Annotated in this window: 23 protein-coding genes, 2 tRNA genes and 1 pseudogene; 15 read left to right on the forward strand and 11 right to left on the reverse strand. The window is 61.1% G+C overall.

The features are described 5' to 3' along the window. Position 1: 1 nt before the first annotated feature. The 8 genes from RCH11_RS14125 to rpmH form a co-directional block, all read right to left on the reverse strand. Positions 2-967 (reverse strand): ParB/RepB/Spo0J family partition protein, encoded by a 966-nt coding sequence (locus RCH11_RS14125; protein WP_327057655.1) that lies wholly within the window; start codon positions 965-967, stop codon positions 2-4. Next, positions 967-2,067 (reverse strand): AAA family ATPase, encoded by a 1,101-nt coding sequence (locus RCH11_RS14130; protein WP_442789053.1) that lies wholly within the window; start codon positions 2,065-2,067, stop codon positions 967-969. Before RCH11_RS14130 ends, RCH11_RS14125 begins: the two co-directional genes overlap by 1 nt. Before the next feature lie 132 nt (positions 2,068-2,199). Next, the gene (gene rsmG, locus RCH11_RS14135; RefSeq protein WP_327057656.1) at positions 2,200-2,829 is read right to left on the reverse strand and encodes a 16S rRNA (guanine(527)-N(7))-methyltransferase RsmG; all 630 of its coding nucleotides are present in this window, start codon (positions 2,827-2,829) and stop codon (positions 2,200-2,202) included. A 65-nt stretch (positions 2,830-2,894) separates the two neighbouring features. After that, a complete protein-coding gene (locus RCH11_RS14140; RefSeq protein WP_327057657.1) occupies positions 2,895-3,494 on the reverse strand; it encodes a Jag family protein in 600 nt (199 codons plus the stop codon). 48 nt (positions 3,495-3,542) lie between these two features. Further along, positions 3,543-4,499 carry a membrane protein insertase YidC gene (gene yidC / locus RCH11_RS14145; RefSeq protein ID WP_327057658.1) on the reverse strand — a complete coding sequence of 319 codons (957 nt, stop codon included), beginning with the start codon at positions 4,497-4,499 and terminating at the stop codon, positions 3,543-3,545. 9 nt (positions 4,500-4,508) lie between these two features. Continuing rightward, the gene (gene yidD / locus RCH11_RS14150; protein ID WP_327057659.1) at positions 4,509-4,829 is read right to left on the reverse strand and encodes a membrane protein insertion efficiency factor YidD; all 321 of its coding nucleotides are present in this window, start codon (positions 4,827-4,829) and stop codon (positions 4,509-4,511) included. Then, entirely contained in the window at positions 4,826-5,167 is a 342-nt protein-coding gene (gene rnpA, locus RCH11_RS14155; RefSeq protein WP_327057660.1) for a ribonuclease P protein component, read from the reverse strand. The genes yidD and rnpA overlap by 4 nt, the downstream gene beginning before the upstream one ends. A gap of 9 nt (positions 5,168-5,176) precedes the next feature. Beyond that, positions 5,177-5,314 (reverse strand): 50S ribosomal protein L34, encoded by a 138-nt coding sequence (rpmH, locus tag RCH11_RS14160; protein ID WP_010204566.1) that lies wholly within the window; start codon positions 5,312-5,314, stop codon positions 5,177-5,179. A 271-nt stretch (positions 5,315-5,585) separates the two neighbouring features. Here rpmH and dnaA point away from each other — a divergent pair, with 271 nt between their 5' ends. From dnaA to RCH11_RS14210, 10 genes and pseudogenes are all read left to right on the forward strand, one after another. Continuing rightward, positions 5,586-7,016, forward strand: a complete 1,431-nt coding sequence (gene dnaA, locus RCH11_RS14165; protein ID WP_327057661.1) for a chromosomal replication initiator protein DnaA — start codon at positions 5,586-5,588, stop codon at positions 7,014-7,016. Between the two features lie 367 nt (positions 7,017-7,383). After that, positions 7,384-8,532, forward strand: a complete 1,149-nt coding sequence (gene dnaN / locus RCH11_RS14170) for a DNA polymerase III subunit beta (protein ID WP_327057662.1) — start codon at positions 7,384-7,386, stop codon at positions 8,530-8,532. A gap of 15 nt (positions 8,533-8,547) precedes the next feature. Continuing rightward, positions 8,548-9,468, forward strand: a pseudogene (gene gnd / locus RCH11_RS14175) (phosphogluconate dehydrogenase (NAD(+)-dependent, decarboxylating)); the annotation flags it as partial. Positions 9,469-9,472: 4 nt separating this feature from the next. Continuing rightward, positions 9,473-10,657 (forward strand): DNA replication/repair protein RecF, encoded by a 1,185-nt coding sequence (recF, locus tag RCH11_RS14180; protein ID WP_327057663.1) that lies wholly within the window; start codon positions 9,473-9,475, stop codon positions 10,655-10,657. After that, on the forward strand, positions 10,654-11,160 hold the full coding sequence (locus RCH11_RS14185; protein ID WP_327057664.1) for a DUF721 domain-containing protein: 507 nt from the start codon (positions 10,654-10,656) through the stop codon (positions 11,158-11,160). Before recF ends, RCH11_RS14185 begins: the two co-directional genes overlap by 4 nt. A gap of 166 nt (positions 11,161-11,326) precedes the next feature. Next, the gene (gene gyrB / locus RCH11_RS14190) at positions 11,327-13,297 is read left to right on the forward strand and encodes a DNA topoisomerase (ATP-hydrolyzing) subunit B (protein ID WP_327057737.1); all 1,971 of its coding nucleotides are present in this window, start codon (positions 11,327-11,329) and stop codon (positions 13,295-13,297) included. An 80-nt stretch (positions 13,298-13,377) separates the two neighbouring features. After that, on the forward strand, positions 13,378-15,978 hold the full coding sequence (gene gyrA / locus RCH11_RS14195; RefSeq protein WP_327057665.1) for a DNA gyrase subunit A: 2,601 nt from the start codon (positions 13,378-13,380) through the stop codon (positions 15,976-15,978). Beyond that, entirely contained in the window at positions 15,971-16,378 is a 408-nt protein-coding gene (locus tag RCH11_RS14200; protein ID WP_327057666.1) for a DUF3566 domain-containing protein, read from the forward strand. Before gyrA ends, RCH11_RS14200 begins: the two co-directional genes overlap by 8 nt. Positions 16,379-16,454: 76 nt before the next feature. Beyond that, a tRNA-Ile gene (locus RCH11_RS14205) sits at positions 16,455-16,528 on the forward strand. A 36-nt stretch (positions 16,529-16,564) separates the two neighbouring features. Next, a tRNA-Ala gene (locus tag RCH11_RS14210) sits at positions 16,565-16,637 on the forward strand. Positions 16,638-17,147: 510 nt separating this feature from the next. Here RCH11_RS14210 and RCH11_RS14215 read toward each other — a convergent pair. Then, complete coding sequence (locus RCH11_RS14215; protein ID WP_327057667.1) at positions 17,148-17,717, reverse strand: hypothetical protein; 570 nt, start codon at positions 17,715-17,717, stop codon at positions 17,148-17,150. Between the two features lie 118 nt (positions 17,718-17,835). On the opposite strand from RCH11_RS14215, the gene RCH11_RS14220 reads away from it, so the two are divergent. Further along, entirely contained in the window at positions 17,836-18,375 is a 540-nt protein-coding gene (locus tag RCH11_RS14220) for a peptidylprolyl isomerase (RefSeq protein WP_327057668.1), read from the forward strand. Between the two features lie 178 nt (positions 18,376-18,553). Next, positions 18,554-19,264 carry a rhomboid family intramembrane serine protease gene (locus RCH11_RS14225; protein WP_327057669.1) on the forward strand — a complete coding sequence of 237 codons (711 nt, stop codon included), beginning with the start codon at positions 18,554-18,556 and terminating at the stop codon, positions 19,262-19,264. Positions 19,265-19,347: 83 nt separating this feature from the next. Here the strand turns inward: RCH11_RS14225 and RCH11_RS14230 are convergent, their stop codons facing one another. Continuing rightward, a complete protein-coding gene (locus RCH11_RS14230) occupies positions 19,348-19,593 on the reverse strand; it encodes a cell division protein CrgA (protein ID WP_327057670.1) in 246 nt (81 codons plus the stop codon). A gap of 102 nt (positions 19,594-19,695) precedes the next feature. On the opposite strand from RCH11_RS14230, the gene RCH11_RS14235 reads away from it, so the two are divergent. Genes RCH11_RS14235 through RCH11_RS14245 form a run of 3 tightly spaced genes read left to right on the forward strand, consistent with a single transcriptional unit; the run spans position 19,696 to position 21,264 of the window. After that, the gene (locus RCH11_RS14235) at positions 19,696-20,463 is read left to right on the forward strand and encodes a class E sortase (protein WP_327057671.1); all 768 of its coding nucleotides are present in this window, start codon (positions 19,696-19,698) and stop codon (positions 20,461-20,463) included. Positions 20,464-20,470: 7 nt separating this feature from the next. Then, positions 20,471-20,629 (forward strand): hypothetical protein, encoded by a 159-nt coding sequence (locus tag RCH11_RS14240; RefSeq protein WP_327057672.1) that lies wholly within the window; start codon positions 20,471-20,473, stop codon positions 20,627-20,629. Beyond that, positions 20,626-21,264, forward strand: coding sequence for an anthranilate synthase component II (locus tag RCH11_RS14245; protein WP_327057673.1), 639 nt, complete (start codon positions 20,626-20,628; stop codon positions 21,262-21,264). Before RCH11_RS14240 ends, RCH11_RS14245 begins: the two co-directional genes overlap by 4 nt. A gap of 48 nt (positions 21,265-21,312) precedes the next feature. On the opposite strand, the gene pknB is transcribed toward RCH11_RS14245, so the two are convergent. Next, positions 21,313-23,001 (reverse strand): Stk1 family PASTA domain-containing Ser/Thr kinase, encoded by a 1,689-nt coding sequence (gene pknB / locus RCH11_RS14250; protein WP_327057674.1) that lies wholly within the window; start codon positions 22,999-23,001, stop codon positions 21,313-21,315. Positions 23,002-23,045: the final 44 nt, after the last annotated feature.

A 23,045-nucleotide genomic window follows, 5' to 3' on the forward strand; every position in this document is an offset into this window, starting at 1 on the left:
TTTAGCCGAATCCAGGCTCTTTGAGTTCTGCGAGAATGCGGTTGAGGTCAGCCACTGTAGCGAAGTCGATCACAATGGTTCCCTTGCGTGAACCGAGGCTCACTTTCACACGGGTATTGAGCCGGTCACCCAACCGTTCCGCGATCTCATCGAGGTGGCCCTGACGACGCCCCGCGCTTGGTTTACCCGCGCGGGATAGCTTTGTCGTCAACAGCCCGGCCGCCGCTTCCGCGGCCCGCACCGAAAGGTCCTCGTTCACGATCTTGTCGGCGAGCCGTTCCATCGTCGCCTCGTCACCGGCCGAAAGAATGGCGCGGGCATGCCCCGCGCTGAGCACCCCAGCAGCGACCCGGTTCTGCACCACGATCGGGAGCCGTAGCAGGCGGATCGTGTTCGTGATCTGCGGGCGGGATCGGCCGATACGCGTGGCGAGCTCGTTCTGCGTGATTCCGAAGTCGGCCAGAAGCTGCTGATAGGCGGAGGCCTCCTCCAGCGGATTGAGGTTCGCGCGGTGCAGGTTCTCAAGAAGGGCATCACGCAGCATCGCGTCATCCGCGGTGTTCTTGACGACGGCCGGAATGCTCTCGAGGCCGAGTAGCTTGCTCGCCCGCAATCGACGCTCACCCATGACCAACTCGTACTGCGGCTCACCGGCAAGGGCACCGGCGAGGGGGCGCACCACGATCGGCTGCAGAACCCCGACTTCACGAATTGACGCGACAAGTTCGTCGAGGTCCTCCTGAACGAAGCTCGTTCGGGGCTGCGCGGCGTTCGGAACGATGTCGCTTGGGGAGAGGTTGGCCAACCTCGCCCCAGGAACACTGACGAGCCGGTCCGCCGCCACATTCACGACCTCCGCCGAAGAGGTGGGGAAGAACACATCGACAGGGCGAGCGGGGCTCCCGAGATCGCTCGGGATGAGCGCCCCGATACCACGCCCCAGTCCGGTTCGTTTTGGTGCGGCCATCAGTGCGGGGCTCCTCTTCGGGCGATTTCGGCAGCGGCTTCGAGATAGGACAGAGAGCCGGGTGAATTTGCGTCGTAGCTGATCACTGTCTGACCATAGCTGGGAGCTTCAGATATTCGCACCGACCGAGGGATGAGTGTTGCCAGCACCTGCTCGGGAAAATGGTCGCGCACATCCTGCGCCACTTGGTTGGCCAAGTTGGTACGAGAGTCGTACATCGTGAGCAGAATCGTGGAGACCATGAGCACTGGGTTGAGGTGGCGTTCGATGAGCTTGATGTTTGTGAGCAGCTGGCTCAAGCCCTCCAGCGCGTAGTACTCACACTGGATGGGAATGAGCACCTCCTGGGCTGCGACGAAGGCGTTAATGGTCAGCAGTCCCAGGGACGGGGGGCAGTCGATGAAGACGTAATGGAAAGGCTCATCGCTCTCCTCGAGGAACTTCTCGAGCGCCGTGCGCAGACGCTGTTCGCGCGCCACCATTGACACGAGTTCGATTTCCGCGCCGGCCAGGTGAATTGTCGCTGGCACACAGAAAAGCGTCTCGAAGTCGGGACTTTTCTGGATCACATTAACGACAGGCTCGTCGTTGATGATCACCTCGTAGACGCTCACCGTTTCGGAGCGGTGCTCAATACCAAGCGCCGTGGATGCGTTTCCCTGCGGATCGAGATCAATGACCAATACCCGCGCGCCACTGCGCGCGAGCGCGGCGGCAAGGTTGACGGTAGTGGTGGTCTTGCCCACACCGCCCTTCTGGTTCGCAACCGTGAAAACCCTCGTCTTCGCCGGCAGTGGCAGCACCTCGGCGGCGAGAGCCTGCCTCCGTCGGGTTATCTCCGAGAGTTCACGAGCCAGAGGCGTATCACCAAAGGAAAGCGGTGCTTGCTTCGCGGGAGCTGGACCCGGGCTAGTCGCTCCCGAGGCTTCCCCAGGGACGGCTGGCATGTCGGCACTCTCCGCGCGCGGAGTCTCCTCGGGGGGATCAATGACGTCGCTCACCTGTTGGGCGTCACTCGTCACCCCGGTGTCGTTCAACATCGCCGCGTAGATCTCCGCGGCATAGTCGACGCGCGTACCGTCGTCATTCGGATGTTTCACGTGAAACCTTCTCGATCTGGTGGTTGGTCATGCTCGACCTGGCCAAGCAGAATACGTGCCGACGGAAAAATTCAGGAAGCCCGCGAGTGGTTCCCACACAAGATAGCCGCTTGAATCAATTGCTACGAACGATTAGTCAACTGTAGCCCGAAAGACGCGTGTCACTTCTGCCATAAGCCCGCCGCCGAGCGTGAGCACCTCGACGTCCGCCAGTCGCGTACGACGAATCACCGGTGAGGCCGCTTCGATCTCCGCTTCGACGCTCGCCCCTTTGAGAAACAGCAGCTCACCCCCTGATCGCACGAGCGGCACTGTCAGCGGGATCAGCTTGGACAGGGCACTCACTGCTCGCGCGGTGGCCTGGTCTAACCAGGGAGAAAGCTTCGCTTCTTCGGCGCGGGCACGAACGACCTCGACGTTATCGAGCTCAAGCGCTGCGGATTCACGCTGTAACCAGTCGACCCGGCGCTCCATCGGCTCGATCAGGATGAACTGGACATCGGGCCGGGCTATCGCCAGCACCAGTCCGGGAAGCCCAGCGCCGCTACCAATGTCACCCACGCGACCCGGCTTGAGGAGGGGAGCGAGAAGAGCACAATTCAGGATGTGCCTGGTCCAGAGACGTGGAATCTCCAGCGGACCAACCAGTCCAAGCTCTTCCCCTCGGGAGGCGAGGTCGGCCGTAAACTGCCGTGCGCGATCGATGCGAGCACCGAACAGCGTCCCAGCTGCGGCTGGCTCTGCCTCGACGCTCATTTCCATCAAATGCCCCTCTACCGTCTTCCGCTGACAAAGCTGGCCCGCAACGCGGAATGTTTCACGTGAAACTATGCGCGGGTGATGACGGTATGGCGATCCGAGCCTTCACCCTCGGACTGGGAGACAAGGCCGCGGGCGGCTACCAGGTCATGCACCAATTTTCGTTCGTATGAAGACATCGAGGGCAGGGACGCCGACTGTGCACCACCCTCGACCCGCTCCGCGGCCCGCTCAACGAGCTGCGCAAGCTCTGCTTCCCGCGCCTGACGCGATCCGCCAACATCCAAAATGAGACGCGAGAACACGCCCGTCTTCGCCTGCACGGCGATTCTGGTGAGCTCCTGCAGAGCATTGACTGTCTCCGGCTTCGACAGCAAACGAAGGTTGCTCTCCTGGCTCGAGTTGACGGAGAGGTAGGCACGGCCATCACGAGCGTCAATGTCGATGTCTCCATCGAGGTCGGTGATGTCGAGTAACTCCTCGATGTAGTCGGCGGCGATCTCCCCCTCCTCTTCCAACTGGGTTACCGTACGAACCGCATCATTCGAACCTGACGCATCCGCGAGGCCGACCTTTGCACTCACGGCTCCATCAGCAATGGTGTTTCCGGCGACATCAGCGGTATCGACGTCAGCGTCGGTGCTGGGTGGGGGAATGGTCTCTGACATGGCGAAGCTCTCTTTCTCGGGAAGCGAATGATGAAAGGCTGATGCGCGCTATTTTTTGTTGCCGGTTTTCTTCGCGCGATTCTTATTCACCGGCTGGACCCGCTGGGTGTTGATCTTGGCTTCGTCAACCGTGAGGGGCTGGTCCTCGATAATTGAGAATCCACGACGCTGGGCCTTCTTCGCCATGCGCGACTCACGCTGCAGTGCCGCTTCGCTTCCGGGTGTGGGCATATTGCGAATCACCAGGAACTGCTGGCCCATGGTCCAGAAGTTGGAAACGAGCCAATAGAACATCACGCCGAGCGGGAAGGTGTAACCAGAGAAGGCAAAAACCAGGGGCAGCAGGTACAGCAGGATGCGCTGCTGCTTGAACATCGGGCTGGCCTTCATCTCGGCCGATTGGTTCTTCGACATGATTTGCAACTGGGTGATGAATTGGGACCCGGTCATCAGGATGATCATGATGATCGCAATCACGATGACAGCAGGATTGCCGCCCGCTGTGCTGATGGCGAGGTGTAGGGGGGCGATATCAAACAGCGACGACGTTCCGAAGGACTTCGACAGGGCTGGGTTCAGCAGGCCAACCCCAACCACGCCGGTCTGGGCGTTATGAAGCACCGAGAACAGACTGAAGAAGATGGGCATCTGGAGAAGGAGCGGAAGGCACGAGCTGAGCGGGTTGGTGCCGGTCTTCTTGTACAGCTCCATGGTCTCGCGCGACATCGCTTCACGGGAGAATTGGTCTTTTTTTCCCTTGTACTTGTCCTGGATCTTCTTGAGCTGAGGCGCGACTTCCAGCATCCGCCGCTGGCTCTTGATCTGACGAACGAAGATAGGGATGAGAGCTGCGCGGATGACGAGAACGAGCCCGACGATAGATAAAACCCAGGTCAGACCGGCATTCGGGTCGAGTCCGATGAAACTCCACAGCTCGTGGAATGCCACCAGGATCAGCTCGACCACCCATTTGATCGGCCAGAGAATCGTGTCGATGATGTTCATGGACTTAGGTCACCTTTCCGTGGCCATCGATACAACGAAACCGAACCGCGTCACCGCATACTTATGCCCATTTTTACTCTCTGGGCGCTGCGGCACGTCATCCACTCCACCAGCTGCCCAGGGGTGACAACGCGCGATCCGGCGCATTCCCATCCAGCTGCCGCGAGCGACACCGTACTGCTGAATTGCCTGGAGTGCGTAGGAAGAACAGGACGGATAGTAGCGACAAACGTCACCATAAAGCGGCGAGATCGCGACCCGGTAGAGCCGCAAAACTAACACGCTGAGGTTGCGGGGGAGGAGAAGCACAAATGCAGCGACGGAATTCACGCTCGTGTCACTCCTCCGCCCAGAACCCCCGAGAGTTCAAAACGCAGAGTATCCCAGCCAGCCTGCGCTGCGCCTGGTAAGGCCCTGATCACAACCTCCGTACCCGGGGGGAGATCCGGGATCGCCGCAAAGGTCACTGCCTTGAGACGCCGTCGAACCAGGTTGCGATCCACCGCCACGCCTACCGTTTTAGCGACGATGAAGCCAAACCGAGGGGGCAGGCACGGGTTACCAACACTGAGATAGACCAGGGCGAAACGGGTAGCCACTCGCCGACCTCGCCGCACAAGGCGTCGATAGTCGTCAGCCCGGACAAGCCGGTTGGCTTTGGCCAACACAGGGTTTGACTACGCGGAGAGTTCGGTGCGCCCCTTGCGGCGACGCGCACCGAGGATGGCGCGGCCGGCGCGGGTGCGCATTCTCAAGCGGAATCCGTGCACCTTGGCGCGGCGCCGGTTGTTCGGCTGGAAGGTTCTCTTGCTCATGGTTTAAATCTCTCGCGTGTCAGAACTCCGGATGGCCAGCTCGGTAAGAGCCAGGAAGCCAGCGAAGTGAAGGTGAGCCGTCAGGCTGAAGTCAACTGATTAAAAATACGGTCTTAAAGTGCTGCGGTCAAACTCTGGAGCGATCCGGCGCATTATCCCCACTCCTTCGAAGTCGACGTGGCAGCGACATGCGACCGGAACTAAGGTGGTGTGACTGCACAGACGGTGGATAAACCTGTGCATAACTACTCCCGATCACAGCGAGGAAACAATGACGGACATCACGGATTCGACCCAGGAGATCTGGAAATCCGTGCTCACCACCCTGCGCGATGATGAGCGGATTACACCCCAATTACAGGGCTTCCTCAGCCTTGTTGAACCAAAAGGTGTGATGGCCGGCACCCTCTACCTTGAAGTGCCCAACGATCTCACCCGCGGAATGCTCGAACAGCGCATCCGCCTTCCCCTGCTCAACGCGATCACCGGCCTCGATGGAGAAGAGTCGGTGAGTAATTTTGCAATCGTCGTCAACCCCGAGATCGCACACGACGCGCTCGGCCAACCTAACGGCCCGACCGTGGAACAGCCTTATATCGAGCAGCTGGCCGCCCCTGTGCCGCAGTCGGAAGGAATCCCGTCCGGGGCCCGCCGCGCGGACTCGAGACTGAACCCCAAGTACAACTTCGACAACTTTGTCATCGGTAGCTCCAACCGCTTCGCTCATGCCGCGGCGGTGGCAGTGGCCGAGGCCCCAGCCAAGGCCTACAACCCGCTCTTCATCTATGGCGACTCCGGGCTCGGCAAGACCCACCTCCTCCACGCGATCGGCCACTATGCGGAAAGCCTGTACCCGGGCATCCGCGTGCGCTACGTGAGTTCGGAAGAGTTCACCAACGACTTCATCAACTCGATCGCTAACAACCGCGCCTCGGTCTTCCAGTCGCGCTACCGCGAGATCGATATTCTCCTCATCGACGATATCCAGTTTCTTCAGCGCGCCGTTGAGACCCAGGAAGCCTTCTTCCACACTTTCAATACGCTTCACGACCACAACAAGCAGGTGGTCATCACCAGTGACCTGCCGCCAAAGGCCCTTACCGGTTTCGAAGACCGCATGCGTTCGCGCTTCGAGTGGGGCCTCATCACCGATGTACAGGCTCCGGACCTCGAAACCCGCATCGCCATCCTGAGGAAAAAAGCGCAAAGCGAGAACCTCCAGGTGAGCGCGGAAATCCTCGAGTACATGGCCACGAAGGTATCCTCGAACATCCGCGAACTCGAGGGGACTCTCATCCGAGTCACCGCATTCGCTAGCCTCAATCGCACCCCCGTAGACCTCGCGCTCGTGCAAACGGTGCTGAAAGATCTCATCACGCTCGACGACGACAATGTCATCGCGCCGGTGGACATCATCAATCACACCGCCGAGTACTTCAAACTCACGGTCGATGACCTCTACGGATCATCTCGCTCGCAAGCCGTTGCCACAGCTCGCCAGATCGCAATGTACCTGTGCCGAGAGATGACCAATCTTTCTCTGCCCAAGATCGGCCAGCTGTTCGGTAACCGGGACCACACCACGGTCATGTATGCCAATAAGAAGATCAGTGAGCTCATGAAAGAACGTCGCTCCATCTACAACCAGGTGACCGAGCTCACCAGCCGAATCAAGCAGAACCACCGCTACAAGTCGATCTGACCGGTGATGGAAACGTTCCAGTCTCACAGTGTGGATAACCTGTGGATAACAATCAGACACGCCGGTAAACACTGTGCAATAAGAGTTCGCCCTGTGGAAACTCGCCCGGAAGACGGGGAACGAAAAGCCTCAGTTCGAGGCCGATGCCACATGCTCCCCACAACTCACACCGTTGTAGTTCCCCGCACTCGACGGGCATCGACCGAGTTACTCACAGATCACACAGCGGTTAAGAGTGTTAGTTCTTAATAGAAATTAATGTGAGAGAGATAACCCTTGGGTTCAGCGAAAGTACCGGCTGTGCCAGTATTGAGCTCCCGGATCAACGCTCCCTCCGAGCGCAACAATTCGATAGCAAGGGGTGCCCATGAAGTTCCAAGTCAATCGCGACGTCTTCAGTGAAGCCGTCTCCTTTGCCGTGAAGCTGCTTCCCCAACGCACCACCCTTCCCATCCTCAGTGGGGTGCTGATCGAGACGACGGACTCGGGGCTGACACTTTCATCGTTCGACTACGAGGTGTCCGCGCAGACTGAGATTGCAGCCGAGGTCGAGGAACCGGGCAAGATCCTCGTGTCAGGGCGTCTCCTGGCCGATATTGCTAGCCGTCTCCCGAACGCTCCCGTGCGGTTCTCGACCGATGAGGGGCGCATCTCTGTGACCTGCGGTTCGGCGAAATTCACGCTATTGAGCATGCCGGTGGAGGAGTACCCCACCCTTCCTGAGGTATCGGCACAGTCCGGGCTGCTGCCGGCCGAAGCGTTCGCGACCGCTGTCGCCCAGGTTGCGGTCGCCGCATCCCGTGATGATGTAACCCCGGTGATCACCGGTGTGCAGCTCGAGGTCTCGGAGAGCAGACTAACGATGGTCGCAACTGATCGCTACCGGGTCGCGGTGCGTGCGATCGACTGGGATTCTGGAGACGCGACGTCCACCGAGACACTCACCGCTCTGGTTCCCGCACGCACGCTGCAGGAGATTGGAAAGACCTTCGGTCACAGCGGCACTATCTCTGTCGCGATCACCAACACCGACGATCGGGAACTGATCGCGTTTCGCGCAGATCGCAAAACGGTGACCTCACTCCTCATCAAAGGCAACTTTCCGCCCGTGAAGCGGTTATTCCCCGAGACGGTGGATAACTATGCGGTGATAAACACGGCAGAGCTGATCGAAGCGGTGCGCCGGGTATCGCTTGTACTCGAGCGGGAGGCGGCCTTGCGGTTCACCTTCACCATCGACGGCGTGACTCTGGAGGCGATCGGATCTGAGCAGGCTCAGGCCTCGGAATCGATCGATGCCCACCTCAGCGGTGTTGACACTGTGGTCTCCCTCAAGCCGGCTTTTCTGTTGGACGGCCTCGGCGCAGTACATTCCGAATTCGTGCGCATCTCGTTCACCAAGACCGACAATCCCAACAAGCCAGGCCCGGTGCTTATCACCAGCCAGTCGTCGAAGGACCAGCCAGGGGCGGATAATTACAAGTACCTTTTGCAGCCAAACCTCTTGCTGCGTTAGTGTCGCACCGCAGCGCCCCGAGACCACCCGAAAGAAGCGTCTGACATGCACATCGGCCTCGTTGGTCTCGGCAAGATGGGCAACAACATGCGCGAGCGCCTGCGAGCGAATGACATCGAGGTAACGGGATACGACCACAATCCTGAGGTGACGGATGTCGCAAACCTCGCCGATCTCGTCAAGGCTCTTCCCCTTCCGCACATCATCTGGGTGATGGTTCCTTCCGGAGCAATCACCACCTCAGTCATCACAGAACTCGCTGAGGTGCTCGTGGCGGGCGATATCATCATCGACGGCGGTAACTCGCGTTTCACCGAAGACATCAAGCATGCCGAACAAGTGTCGGTCAAGGGCATCGAATATGTGGACGCGGGAGTCTCTGGCGGTGTCTGGGGCCTGGCCAACGGCTACGGCCTGATGGTCGGCGGGCACAAGAAGAACATCGACCTTTTGATGCCTGTCTTCGACGCGCTTCGTCCGCAGGGGCCACGCGACGAGGGATTCGTTCATGTGGGAGAGATCGGCGCCGGTCACTACGCGAAAATGGTGCACAACGGCATCGAATACGCGCTGATGCAGGCCTACGCCGAGGGCTACGAGCTGCTCGACAAGCGCGACGACATCATCAAAGACGTCACCGGCACCTTCAAGGCGTGGCAACGCGGCACGGTCGTGCGCTCCTGGTTGCTTGAATTACTGGTTCGCGCCCTCGAGGAAGATCCTGATTTCAAGGACATCGAGGGCTATGTCGAGGATTCTGGTGAGGGGCGCTGGACTATTGAAGAGGCACTCGCAAACGCTGTCCCCGTTCCGACGATCAGCGCCTCAATTTTCGCGCGATTTGTGTCACGTCAACCCGAGGGGTCACCCGCGATGAAGGCCGTTGCCGCGCTGCGTAACCAGTTCGGCGGGCATTCGGTCAAAGCTGTCGACTGATGTCGTGATCGTCACCCACCTCAGCCTCACCGATTTTCGCAATTACCGCGCGGCTGAAGTCGCGTTGGTAGCCGGCTCTAACCTCTTTGTCGGCAGCAATGGACAGGGAAAGACCAACCTGGTCGAGTCCCTCGCCTACCTCAGCACTCTCGGCTCACACCGGGTATCTGTCGACCACGCGATGATTCGGCAGGGCACCGACTCCGCGGTCATCCGTGCCCGTCTCGAACACGGTGCACGGCAGATTCTCGTCGAGGTGCAGCTCAATCGATCTTCACTCAACCGAGCACAGGTCAATCGATCGGTGATCAAGACCCGCGAGCTCCCTCGATATTTTTCGAGCGTGTTGTTTGCGCCGGAAGACCTGGCCCTGATTCGTGGTGACCCCGCCGGCCGCCGCCGGTTTCTCGATGAACTGCTTGTGCTGCGGTCTCCCAGAATTGCTGCTGTGATCGCGGACTATGAACGGGTGGTGCGGCAGCGCAACACTCTGCTCAAGTCCGCGCGGGCATCTGGAATGCGCGATGACTCCTTATCCACGCTTGATATTTGGGATGAGCGGCTGGTCGCATTCGGATCTCAACTGATCGAAGCGCGCACCGAACTGGTCGCTGAGTTGTCACCCGAGGTATCGCACGCATACACCTCGATAGCGGGCGAGGATCATCATGCGATGCTGGGTAATCAGCTCAGTATTTTTGGTGGGCGGTCGGGCGCCGACAGCGCGGGCGAAGAGGATGTCGATGCCGGCGGGTTGAGCTACGGCCGCCTCACGGCGGAAGATGCGGCTGCCGCGTTCACGGAGGCCCTGGCTGACCGCCGCCGTAACGAACTCGAACGTGGAATAACCCTTGTCGGCCCCCACCGAGACGACCTTGTACTCGAGCTAAACTCGCTTCCTGCGCGCGGGTACGCGAGCCATGGGGAATCATGGTCGTTTGCGCTTGCCTTAAAGCTCGCGTCCGCGGTGCTGCTGCGGCGCGATTCCTCCACCGGCGACCCGGTCCTCATGCTTGACGACGTCTTCGCCGAATTGGACGGGGCACGCCGCATCCGCCTCGCTGCCGCAATTCGAGGCTTCGAGCAGGTCCTCATCACTGCAGCGGTCCTTGATGATGTTCCGGATGAGCTCACCGGCAACACAGTGCACATCTCCCGGGGCACCATTGTGGAGCAGGGGCTGTCATGAAGGAAATGGCAGACGCACCGGAAGAGTCCGAGCCGGTCTCCGTTTACCTTCGTTTTCGACGCGTCTTCGGCGACGGCTCAAGCCGATCGGCCGACGCTCGCAAGCGGGCGAAGAAGGAGCCTGGCTCGACGATCCCTTTCGGGTCAGGACGAGATCCAGAAGGGCTTGGAGCGGTTATGGACGCGGTGACCTCGAAGTTGGGGTGGAGTTCGCCGCTCGCGCGCTCGGAGCTCCTCGCCTCCTGGCTCGAGATCGCCGGCGTTGACACGGCCGAGCATTCGACTCCGGTCGGCATCGAAGAAGGCGTCCTCACGGTGAAATGTGACTCCACCGCCTGGGCGACGCAACTGCGTCTGATGCGGGTGCAGATCATGAATCGCATCATCTCCCGCTACCCGGACGCGGGAATCGAGTCGATTCGATTCGAGGGGCCGGGTGCCCCCTCGTGGAAACGCGGCCCCAGATCAATCCCAGGGCGTGGTCCGCGCGATACTTATGGCTGACAGGGCAAAATAGGTCGCCGTGGTGCCTCTGAGTCCCCAGATCGCCGATGCGCGAGCGCGAGCCCCGATGATTTGGTAGAATTGACTCGTCGTCATGGCAGTTCCTTCCTGGGGAACCCGAGCCGCGAACGAACAATCGATCTACCTGGCAGGAGCCCAATTTCACATGGCAGAGAACCGCTCAAATTCCGAATCTGAAGACAGCTACGGAGCAGATCAGATCCAGGTGCTTGAGGGGCTTGAGGCGGTTCGCAAGCGGCCGGGCATGTACATCGGCTCCACTGGCCCGCGCGGTCTTCACCACCTCGTCTACGAGGTCGTTGATAACTCCGTTGACGAGGCCCTCGCCGGTTACTGCGACACCATCTTGATCACCATGCTCAAAAACGGCGGCGTGCGTGTCATCGACAATGGACGCGGTATTCCGGTCGACCTCAACAAGTCGGAGAACAAGTCGACTGTCGAGGTAGTGCTCACTATCCTGCACGCCGGCGGCAAGTTCGGCGGCGGCGGGTACTCGGTATCCGGCGGTCTCCACGGCGTGGGAATCTCCGTTGTCAACGCACTGTCGAAGGAACTGGATGTCGAGGTGCGACGCCAGGGACATGTCTGGCGTCAGAGTTACCAGCACGGTATTCCGCAGGCTCCTCTCGCGCAGGGTGAGAGCTCCGATGACCACGGTACGACGGTGACCTTCTGGCCGAGCCCCGACACCTTCGAGACGGTCATCTTCGACTACGAGACACTACGCGCGCGCTTCCAACAGATGGCATTCCTCAATAAGGGCCTCGCGATCACCCTCACCGACGAGCGGCTACTCGAGAGCGATGAGATCGTGAGCGTCACCTACATGTACGAGAACGGGCTCGTCGACTACGTCGAGTACCTCAACTCGGCGAAGAAGGTAGAGGTGGTGCATCCCGACGTCATCTCGTTCGAGCTCGAAGACACAGACCTCAAGATCTCCCTCGAGGTCGCAATGCAGTGGACCACCTCCTATCAGGAAAGCGTTCACACCTACGCGAACACCATCAATACCCACGAGGGTGGAACACACGAAGAGGGTTTTCGTGCCGCGCTCACCACTCTCGTCAACAAGTACGCGAGAGAGAAGGGGATCATCAAGGAAAAAGATGAGAACCTCACCGGCGACGATGTACGCGAGGGTCTCACTGCGGTCATCTCGGTAAAGCTCGCTGAGCCGCAGTTCGAGGGCCAGACCAAGACGAAGCTCGGCAACACGATCGCGAAGTCGTTCGTGCAGCGTATCGCCGGCGATCAGCTCGGCGACTGGTTCGACCGCAACCCTACCCAGGCCCGTGACGTGATCCGTAAAGCTATCCAGGCATCCGCCGCCCGTCTTGCTGCCCGCAAAGCGCGCGAACAGACCCGCCGAAAGGGTCTTCTCGAATCGGGTGGGATGCCCGGAAAGCTGCGGGACTGCTCAAGCAAAGATCCGAGCCTTTCGGAGATCTTCATGGTGGAGGGTGACTCCGCCGGCGGTTCTGCTGTGCAGGGACGAAACCCGGAATTCCAGGCGATTCTTCCTCTGCGCGGCAAAATCCTCAATGTGGAGAAGGCTCGTCTCGACCGGGCACTCGCCAATAACGAGGTGCAGGCCATGATCACCGCGTTCGGTGCTGGTGTCGGGGAAGATTTCAATCCAGAGAAGGCTCGCTATCACAAGATCGTGCTGATGGCCGATGCGGATGTTGACGGCCAGCACATCACGACGCTGCTGCTCACCCTGTTATTCCGCTACATGCGCCCACTCATCGACCTCGGTTACGTGTATCTCGCCCAGCCGCCGCTCTACCGGCTCAAGTGGACCAACTCGCCGCACGAGTACGTCTACAGCGACCGCGAAAAGGATGCCCTCCTCGCCGCCGGCGCGGCTGCCGGCAAGCGGATGCCGAAGGACAGCGGTGTGCAGCGCTACAAGGGTCTCGGCGAGATGGACTACAAGGAACTGTGGGAGACCACAATGGACCCGGTCACCCGCACCCTCCTGCAGGTGACTCTCGACGATGCCGCCGCGGCCGACGAGATCTTCGACACCCTCATGGGGGAGAACGTGGAATCCCGCCGCAATTTCATCCAGAAAAACGCGAAAGACGTGCGGTTCCTCGATATTTAGACAAAGGTCACTGGTCGAGCACGACTGTCTTGGACCGGTAGCGCACGCTTCACCGACGGCACATCACAGACTGGAATAAAATGGCTGATCTAACACCCCCGGAAGACGCTGACCCGCAGATCGCTGGCAAGGAGATTGATCTTGCTCACGACAAGGTGACGCAGGTCGACCTCCAACTAGAGATGCAGCGCTCTTATCTCGACTACGCGATGAGTGTGATCGTGGGACGAGCGCTGCCCGAGGTGCGCGACGGACTGAAGCCTGTGCACCGCCGCGTTATCTATGCGATGTACGACGGGGGCTACCGTCCGGACAAGGGATTCTCCAAGTGCACACGCGTCATCGGCGACGTCATGGGCCAATTCCACCCCCACGGCGACTCCTCGGTCTACGACGCGCTGGTGCGACTGGTGCAACCGTGGAGCCTCCGCTATCCGTTGGCGCAGGGGCAGGGTAATTTCGGGTCTCCCGGCAACGACGGCGCGGCCGCTCACCGGTACACCGAGACCAGGATGGCTCCGCTCGCCATGGAGATGGTGCGGGACATCGAGGAAGAGACCGTCGACTTCCAGGACAACTACGATGGACGCACCCAGGAGCCGTTCGTACTTCCGAGCCGGTTCCCCAACCTGCTCGTCAACGGCTCGGTGGGTATCGCGGTCGGGATGGCCACCAACATCCCACCGCACAACCTGCGTGAGGTTGGTGCGGCCGCACTCTGGCACCTGGCCAACCCGGACGCATCCCAGGAGGAGCTCGTCGCTGCGCTCATCCAGCGCATCAAGGGACCAGACTTCCCGACCGGCGCGCAGATCCTTGGCCTCAAGGGCATCCAGGATGCCTATCGAACCGGCCGCGGGTCGATCACGATGCGCGCGGTCGTCAACGTCGAGGAGCTGCAGGGTCGCACCTGCCTCGTGGTCACCGAACTCCCGTACCAGGTGAACCCCGACAACCTCGCTCTCAAGATCGCTGAGCTCGTCAAGGAGCAAAAGATCTCGGGCATCGCGGACATTCGCGACGAGACATCCGGTCGCACCGGCCAGCGCCTGGTGATCGTGTTGAAGCGCGACGCCGTGGCGAAGGTCGTGCTCAACAATCTCTACAAGCACACCCAGCTGCAGGAGAACTTCGGCGCGAACATGCTCGCGATCGTCGACGGCATCCCGCGCACCCTGGCGATCGACGGTTTCATCACCGCATGGAGCGACCACCAGATCGATGTAATCGTGCGCCGCACCGCGTTCCGGCTTCGCCGGCACGAAGAGCGTGCCCACATCCTGCGCGGCTATCTCAAAGCACTGGACGCGCTCGATGAGGTCATCGCACTGATCCGTCGCTCCGCGACTGTCGAGGATGCCCGCGATGGCCTGATCACACTGCTCGAGATCGATGAGCAGCAGGCCCGCGCTATCCTCGAGATGCAGTTGCGCCGCCTCGCGGCTCTGGAGCGCCAGAAGATCATCGAGGAGAACGAGAAGATCGAGATCGAGATCGCGGACTTCAAGGCGATCCTGGCGAGTCCGCAGCGCCAGCGCGACATCGTGAGCGAGGAACTCACCGAACTCATCGCGAAGTACGGCGATGACCGCCGCACCGAGATCATGTTTGGTTTCGATGGCGACATGAACGTGGAAGACCTCATCCCCGAAGAGGAGATGGTGATCACCGTCACCCGCGGTGGCTACATCAAACGCACCCGCAGCGACAACTACCGCACCCAGCACCGCGGCGGAAAGGGCGTCAAGGGTGCACAATTGCGGGCGGATGACGTGGTCGAGCATTTCTTCGTGACTACCACCCACCATTGGCTGCTGTTCTTTACCAACAAGGGCCGTGTCTATCGCGCGAAGGCGTACGAGGTGCAGGAGGGTGGTCGCGACACCAAGGGCCAGCACGTGGCCAACCTGCTCGCGCTGCAGCCGGATGAGGAGATCGCCCAGATCCTCGATATCCGCGACTACGAAGTGGCCAAGTACCTTGCGTTGGCGACTCGTGGCGGCCTGGTGAAGAAGACTCTGTTGTCGGAATACGACACCAATCGCACCGGCGGGATAATCGCGATCAACCTGCGCGAGGACGATGAGCTCGTCTCGGCGATGCTCGTGGAGGAGGACTCCGACCTGTTGCTTGTGTCGCGCAAGGGTATGTCGATTCGCTTCACCGCATCCGACGACGCGCTGCGCCCGATGGGTCGCGCCACGTCCGGTGTGATCGGCATGCACTTCCGTGATGAGGACACGCTGCTCGACGCATCCGTTGTCGCGGACACCGGATTCGTGTTCGTCGTGACCGAGGGTGGCTTCGCCAAGCGCACCGGCGCCGACCAGTACCGCGTGCAGAATCGTGGTGGCCTCGGCATCAAGGTGGCCAAGCTTCAGGAAGCGCGCGGCGACCTGGCGGGCGCACTCATCGTGGAGGACGACGATGAGGTGCTCGTGGTCCTCGCCAGCGGCAAAGTGGTACGCTCATCTGTCTCCGAGGTGCCGGCGAAGGGCCGTGACACCATGGGGGTAGTCTTCGCACGGTTCGCGGACGACGACAAGATCATCGCAGTCGCGAAGAACAGTGAACGCAATCTGGAAGCCGAAGGTCAGGATGCTCCCGACGAGGAGCCCCCGGCCGGAGAGATCCAGACCGGAGAGATCCAGACCGGAAAGGACGAGTCCGTAGATGAGTAGCGTCGCCGAAAAACTCCAACGAAAATCCCAGCGCGCCACCGCCACGAAGCAGGTACGCCTGAAGCTGGTCTACGTCGATTTCTGGTCAGCGGTAAAACTCTCGTTCCTTATCGCACTGACACTCGGCATCATCCTGGTCGTCGTCTCTCTTTTGGTGTGGATCGTGCTCGATGGCACCGGCATCTTCGACAGCCTGAACAAGGTTCTGCGCGATATCCTGGGACAGCCGACATTCAGCGTCACGGCCAGCTTCTCCCTCGGGCAGGTGGGCTTGTTCGCTGTTGTCGTCGCCATTCTCAACACCGTCGTCGGCACGGCCCTCGGCGCGATCACCGCAATGCTGTACAACTTCAGCGTGCGTATCACCGGCGGCCTTCTGGTCGGTTTCACCAACAACTAGCGGGGCCGATCGCTCGATTCGGTGAAACTCGGCAGGTGCGATACTCTCGTATCTGCCCTGAGTGAATCGGGGCAATGGGGATATAGCTCAGGCGGTTAGAGCGCTTCGCTGATAACGAAGAGGTCCCAGGTTCAAGTCCTGGTATCCCCACGTGTTCATGAACACCGGTGTGGCCCAACGGCCCACGGGGCTTTAGCTCAATTGGTAGAGCGCCGCCTTTGCAAGGCGGAGGTCAGGAGTTCGATTCTCCTAAGCTCCACTGTCGCTGGTGGGACTCACAGCGGCACGACTTTCACGTCCGGCCGAATCCTGGTCCGTCATCCGCCCGCGGTTCCGTGTGCAGTGACCCGCGCCCGCGTGTGAGATGACCGTCGCCCGCGTGTGTGATGATCCGCGGCCGCGTGCGAAATGACCCGCGCCCGCATGTGTGATGACCGTCGCCCGTGTGCGAAATGACCCGCGTCCGCGTGCGAAATGCAGGATGCGGTGTTACGGGTGGGGCGTATGAGCCTCACGCACCACACCAGTCACGAATCTTCCTGCATTTGCAACGGCGACACAGGCGGATACTGACGCCGACGCCGCGCGCCAGTTTCTACCGCCGGGCCCAGCTTCAGGAGCTCGACACCGGTCGGCGTTGTGATCACTCTGCAGATGCAGCGCCCAGTCGTGCGTTACCTGGCATGCGGCGAAGCCCGTGCGGCGCACGGGCTTACTCGTCACAAGTCCCCGGCGCTGCGCGCGAGAAGACCGCGACACTTACCAGGTGCTAAGCGCGAGAAGACGAGGGAGCGATCGGGTCATCCGTTTCGTCGTCGCTCACCCAAAGCTCATCGTCGGCGCGCAGTGTCTGCCAAGCCGCGTAGGCGACTCCGACCGCAGCAACCGCAGCGAGGGCAATCAGGATGTAGCGGCCCGGGCCCGGCTGCGGCTTGGGTGGCACGACGCCGACCTTGGCGCCGAGCTGGTTTCCGGCCTTGCGCACGTTGCTGAGGGCCTCGCGCACCCGCGGGTCCTTTGACACCTCGAATACGGCAAGAGCGGCTGCGAGCGCCGAGGAAACGGCGGGCAGTACATCGCGCTGCACCTTCTCCCTGGCGGTGTCGGCAACGGCACGGCCGGAGGCGACCCCCAGGTCGACGACCGGGCGCACCCGGTGGTCGTAGGTTTCGCGCACGCGCGGCGCCACCTCTTCGCGACCGGCGTTAGCCGCTTGGCGGCCAGCTTCCTTCACAACAAGAGAGGCGTGCTCGAGCACTTCCCTCTGGTCCTCCCAAAGGTCAGACGCTGCGGCGCGGAGCCGCTTCAATTCTTTCGCGCGCTTGCGTGACAGGGCCAAGGGAACCTCCAGTAGTCGGACGGAGAATCCTTCCATCTTTGCACGCACGCGTGCAGACACAAACCCGGTTGCCTGGATGCGCCCTGAACGCCATCGATTGCTGTGAAAGAATAAGGGCATGGCTATGCATACCCACACCGCTACTTTCCACACCACCGAGGGCGACATCACAGTCAACCTGTTCGGCAACCACGCACCGAAGACCGTGAAGAACTTCGTCGGTCTCGCTGCTGGGGACATCGAGTGGACCCACCCTGGCACCGGTACGGTGTCGAAAGACAAGCTGTACGACGGGGTGGTCTTCCACCGCATCATCGATGACTTCATGATCCAGGGTGGCGACCCTCTCGGCCAGGGCACCGGCGGGCCGGGCTACAACTTCGACGACGAGATCCACCCGGAGCTCACGTTCACTAAGCCCTACCTGCTTGCTATGGCCAATGCTGGAACCCGTGGCGGTAAGGGCACCAATGGCTCGCAATTCTTCATCACCACTGTCCCGACCACGTGGCTTCAGGGAAAGCACACCATCTTCGGCGAGGTCGCCGACGAAGCGTCCCGCGACGTGGTGAAGAAGATCGAGGCGGTCAAGAAAGACCGCAGCGATCGCCCGCTCGAACCCATCGTGATCAACTCGGTTTCGATCGACGAAGTCTGATGCACCGATCCGGTCGCTCCCTCGAGAGTGAGCAGTGAGCGAGACGTCGGCGAACCCCGACAATTTCTGTTACCGGCATCCGAATCGCCAGAGTTTTGTGCTCTGCCAGCGATGTGGCCGAACAATTTGCGCCGAGTGCCAGACGCCAGCGGCCGTCGGGGTGCATTGCCCGGAATGCATGCGCGAATCCCGCCAGAGCGCTCCACGCACCAAGCCCGCTGTGGTGACGTCGGTGCGCCGACTCGCCCAGCCCGGAAGCCCTATTGTGACCTACGCCATCATGGCGTTGTGTGTGATCGTGTTCGCGGCCGAGGCGATCACTGGTCAACTCGTGGGATCGGGCAGCCCGATCGTGAGCGCACTCCTGTACTACCCGCCGTACACCTCGATCCAGCCGTGGCGGATGTTGACCTCACTTTTCGTGCACGGGTCGATCTTGCACATTCTCTTCAATATGTATTCGCTCTTCGTGTTGGGGCCGGAGCTTGAGCGACTGGTGGGCCGCTGGCGTTTCATCGCGTTGTTCCTGCTGAGCGGCCTCGGCGGCTCAGTGGCGGTGTTGCTGAGCAGCCCGGGCTCCCCTGTCATCGGAGCATCCGGGGCAATCTTCGGCCTGTTCGGTGCCTACTTCGTAATCGCCAGGCACCTGGGGGGAAATAGCCGCCAGCTCATCATCGTGATCGTAATCAACTTGGTGATCGGCTTCATCGTGCCCGGCATCGCCTGGCAGGCGCACGTGGGTGGGCTGCTCATTGGGGCACTGGTGGCATTCGTTCTCGTGCGCACACGGGACGGGCAGAAACGAGGAGTCCAACTCCTGCTTCTCGTCGGCGTCTTCCTGCTCTTGCTGATCGCCACCTTTGCTGGTGTGCAGCTCATCACGGCATGACCCGGGAGTTATCCACAGGCTTGTCCACAGTGGGGATAATTACAGAGGTGTAATTGCCCCCTCTTGGGGGGCCGCGTGCGAACTCAGCGCCAGCGTGTGGTCATGAGGAAGCCCACGAACAGGATCCCGAAGCCGACCAGGATATTCCCCTGACCGAACTGCGGCACGGGAAGTGTGCCCTGGCTCACGTAGAAGACGATGATCCAAGCGAGGCCGATAAGCATGAGGCCGAACATGATTGGCTTGAACCAGACCGGGTTCGGAGCATCGTCTCCCGAGCGAGTGTCTTCGGGAGGAACGGCCTTAGTGCGCGGAGTGGATCTTGCCATTCCGGAATTCTAGCCTGAAAGGGCTCTGGCCCTAAAAGAACCCGGGTCAAGGGTGGAGTCTCTCAGACCTCGAATTGAGACCGAACACTTAGAATCGACATCATGGAGAATGACCGGCGGGGCGACGTGCACGCGGGCGCGCCGAAGCGCCGGAAACGTGTGAGCGTGGTCGGAATCGCCGGCGAGCTCTTCATCACCGCGGGCGCTCTGGTGTTTCTATTTCTCGGCTGGCAATTGTGGCTCAATGACCTCATCGTCGGCGCCGACCAAGACAAGGCCGGCTCCGCGCTCGGTGAGAGTTGGAGCACTACGGTACCGGCCCATCAACACACCACGCCCGGCGCCACCTTCGACGATCCGGTGGTGGCCGTCGCTCCCGGCGATGCCGTGAAGTTCGCTGTGATGTACGTGCCGCGCTTCGGATCGGACTTCGCGCGATCCATCTCCGAAGGAGTGGAGACCGCGAAGGTGCTGGACAAGAATGGCATCGGGCACTATCCGGGAACCCAGATGCCCGGCCAGGTTGGCAACTTCGCCGTAGCGGCGCACCGCACCACCCATGGTGCCCCGTTTAAGCCGCTCGCAAGCCTGCAGGTCGGCGACAAAATCTACGTGCAGACGCCGGATGGCTATTACACCTACGGCTTCCGCGGGCTCGAGTATGTGCGTCCCAGCGGCGTGGGCGTGCTCGACCCGGTGCCGCAGTTTGCGGGGGTCGCGCCGACCGATCGCATCCTCACCATGACGAGCTGCAACCCAATGTTCTCCGCATCCGAGCGCATCATCGCGTACGCTGCCCTCGAATCCTGGCAGCCGATTTCTGCTGGAGCCCCCGCCGCCATCGCGGCGGCCGTTTTGGCGAAGAGTTAGGGCGGCGATGTACGGAGCACTCTGGCGCATATTGCCCGGACCGCTGTGGTTGCGTATCCTCCTCTTACTCCTCTTTTTCGCGGCGGTACTCGCCGCACTGGTCCTGTTCGTGTTCCCGTGGCTCAACACCTTCGTGAACGTGAACGACGTGACGGTGGGAACATGACACACATCCTGGTGATCGACAACTACGACAGCTTCGTTTACACGCTGAACGGCTACCTCCTGCAGCTCGGAGCAACAACGGAAGTTGTGCGAAATGACGCCTTCGCTGTGCGCGACGCTGCGACGCGTATTGCTGACTACGACGGCGTGTTGCTCTCGCCTGGTCCCGGCACTCCCGCGGGTGCGGGGGTATCGATCCCGATCGTGACGGCGGCCCTCGAGTCTGGCCTGCCGTTGCTCGGCGTGTGCCTCGGCCACCAGGCAATTGCGGAAGCCCTCGGAGCCACGGTCACGCACGCCGAAGAGCTCATGCACGGCAAGACCTCGCTCATCACCCATGACAACAGCGACTTCTACCTTGGGGTGCCCCAACCGTTCCGAGCGACGCGATACCACTCGCTCGCGGTGGTCGACTCGACTGTGCCGGATGAGTTGGTGGTCACCTCTCGCACCGAGGGCGGAGTGATCATGGGTGCCCGTCACGAATTCGCGCCGATCTTCGGGGTGCAGTTCCACCCGGAATCGGTGCTTACAGAGGGCGGCTACAGCATGATCGCGAATTGGCTGACCATTGCCGGGCTTGGAACGGCCCGCGAGGCCGCCCGGGGACTCACCCCCCTGGTCAACCTCGGCTAGTAGCCCAGGCCATCACGGAACGGCGCGCTGTACGACAGGATCGGGCGTTCAGCCACTGCAGTACGTGAGTGTAATTGTGGAGCGCTGTGGCTGGTCTCCAGTGAGGGATTGCGCCTTCACCTTGCTACCGGTGCACGTGCCGTCGGCCACCGGGTTGATCGTGAGCTGAAGCGCACCCAACTGGGTGTTCGCATCACCGATATCGAGACCCACAACGGGTGGGATCGTGACTAGCCCGGTGGAAATAAAGAGGTTAACAACGTCGCTTTCGCGGGCGGCAGTGCTTGCAGTCGGGTCGCTACGAATCACCGTGCCGGCGGCGATGGTCGCCGAATTCTCTGGGGTGTTGGTGCCCATTGCGAGCTTCCGGGCTTCGAGCGCGGCCTTTGCGGCTTCAACAGTTAAATTGCTCAGGCTCGGCACGGAGGTGGGCGTTTTGCCCGATGAAACGGTGATCAGCACCGTGCTGAGTTTCGGTACTTTCTGTCCGGCGCCCGGATCGGTGCTGATGATGTGTCCGTTCTCCACGCTGGAACTCGACTGCTCGAGTTTCGTTGTCTTCAGTCCGAGGTCCTTGAACTTGGCCGCCCCCTCGTTGTAGAGCTGCCCGGTGACGGACGGAACCTTGACCGAGAGATTGTCGCCGATCGTGGCGGGGGGCAAATTCACGACCCAGAAGACCACAGCGATGAGAATTACTGCGAGAACCGTGATTCCCACCCAGATCCAAGCGACCGGCGGCCGGGTCTGGGTACGAGCGCCGCGCTCATCGTTGGGCGCGGCGAGTTGTCGAAGGGCGGCCTCGGATCCGGCGGCGGCGGACGGATTGACACCGAAGAGCGTGGAGTTGAAGTCGCTCACCGGGGGCTTACGAGGGGGGATGCCGCCGGCGCTCGCATCCTCGAGATCCCGGCGGAATTCGGCCGCGGTCTGGAAGCGCTGAAACTTGTCTTTCGCCAGAGCATGAAGCACGACGGAGTCGAGCGAGGGAGACACCCGAGGGTTGATGGTGCTCGGAGCGACGGCAGGCTCGCTGATGTGCTGGTAGGCGACAGCGGCTGCGCGGTCGCCGCGGAATGGGGGTCGACCGGTGAGGAGTTCGAAGAGCACGACACCGGTGGAGTAGAGGTCGGTGCGGGCATCCACCGTCTCGCCGCGTGCCTGTTCGGGAGAAAAGTATTGAGCGGTGCCGAGGACGGCACTGGTGTCGGCGACGGTTGCGGAGTTGTCGGAGACGGCGCGGGCAATCCCGAAGTCCATCACCTTCACCTGGCCGTTCTGCGTGATCATCACGTTTCCTGGCTTGATGTCGCGATGCACGAGCAGAGCTCGATGGCTGTACTCGAGCGCGGTGAGGATTCCGGAGACGATACGTACCGCCTCCTTTGGCTCAAGGGGGCCATCCGCCACGATGTCCTTCAGCAACCGACCATCGACGAATTCCATGACGATGTATGGCACCTGGGATTCGAGCCCGTTCGGCTCGCGTACGGTTTCCTCGCCCGCATCGAACACGCGCACGATGGTGGGGTGCGCCATCCGGGCGGCCTTCTGCGCCTCTTCGCGGAACAGCACGCGGAATCGCGGATCCGTCGCAAGCGCCGGCTTGAGCAGCTTGATCGCCACGCGCCGACCGAGCCTGCTGTCGTTGCCGACGTGAACATCCGACATTCCGCCACGGCCAATGAGCGCGCCGACCTCATAGCGGCCGGCGAGTAGCCGAGTGCCTTCAGTCACGAATTATCTCCTGGGTGATGCGGGCAGGACCCTGTCAGTGTAAT

Source organism: Glaciihabitans sp. GrIS 2.15, from assembly GCF_035984695.1.
GTDB lineage: Bacteria > Actinomycetota > Actinomycetes > Actinomycetales > Microbacteriaceae > Lacisediminihabitans.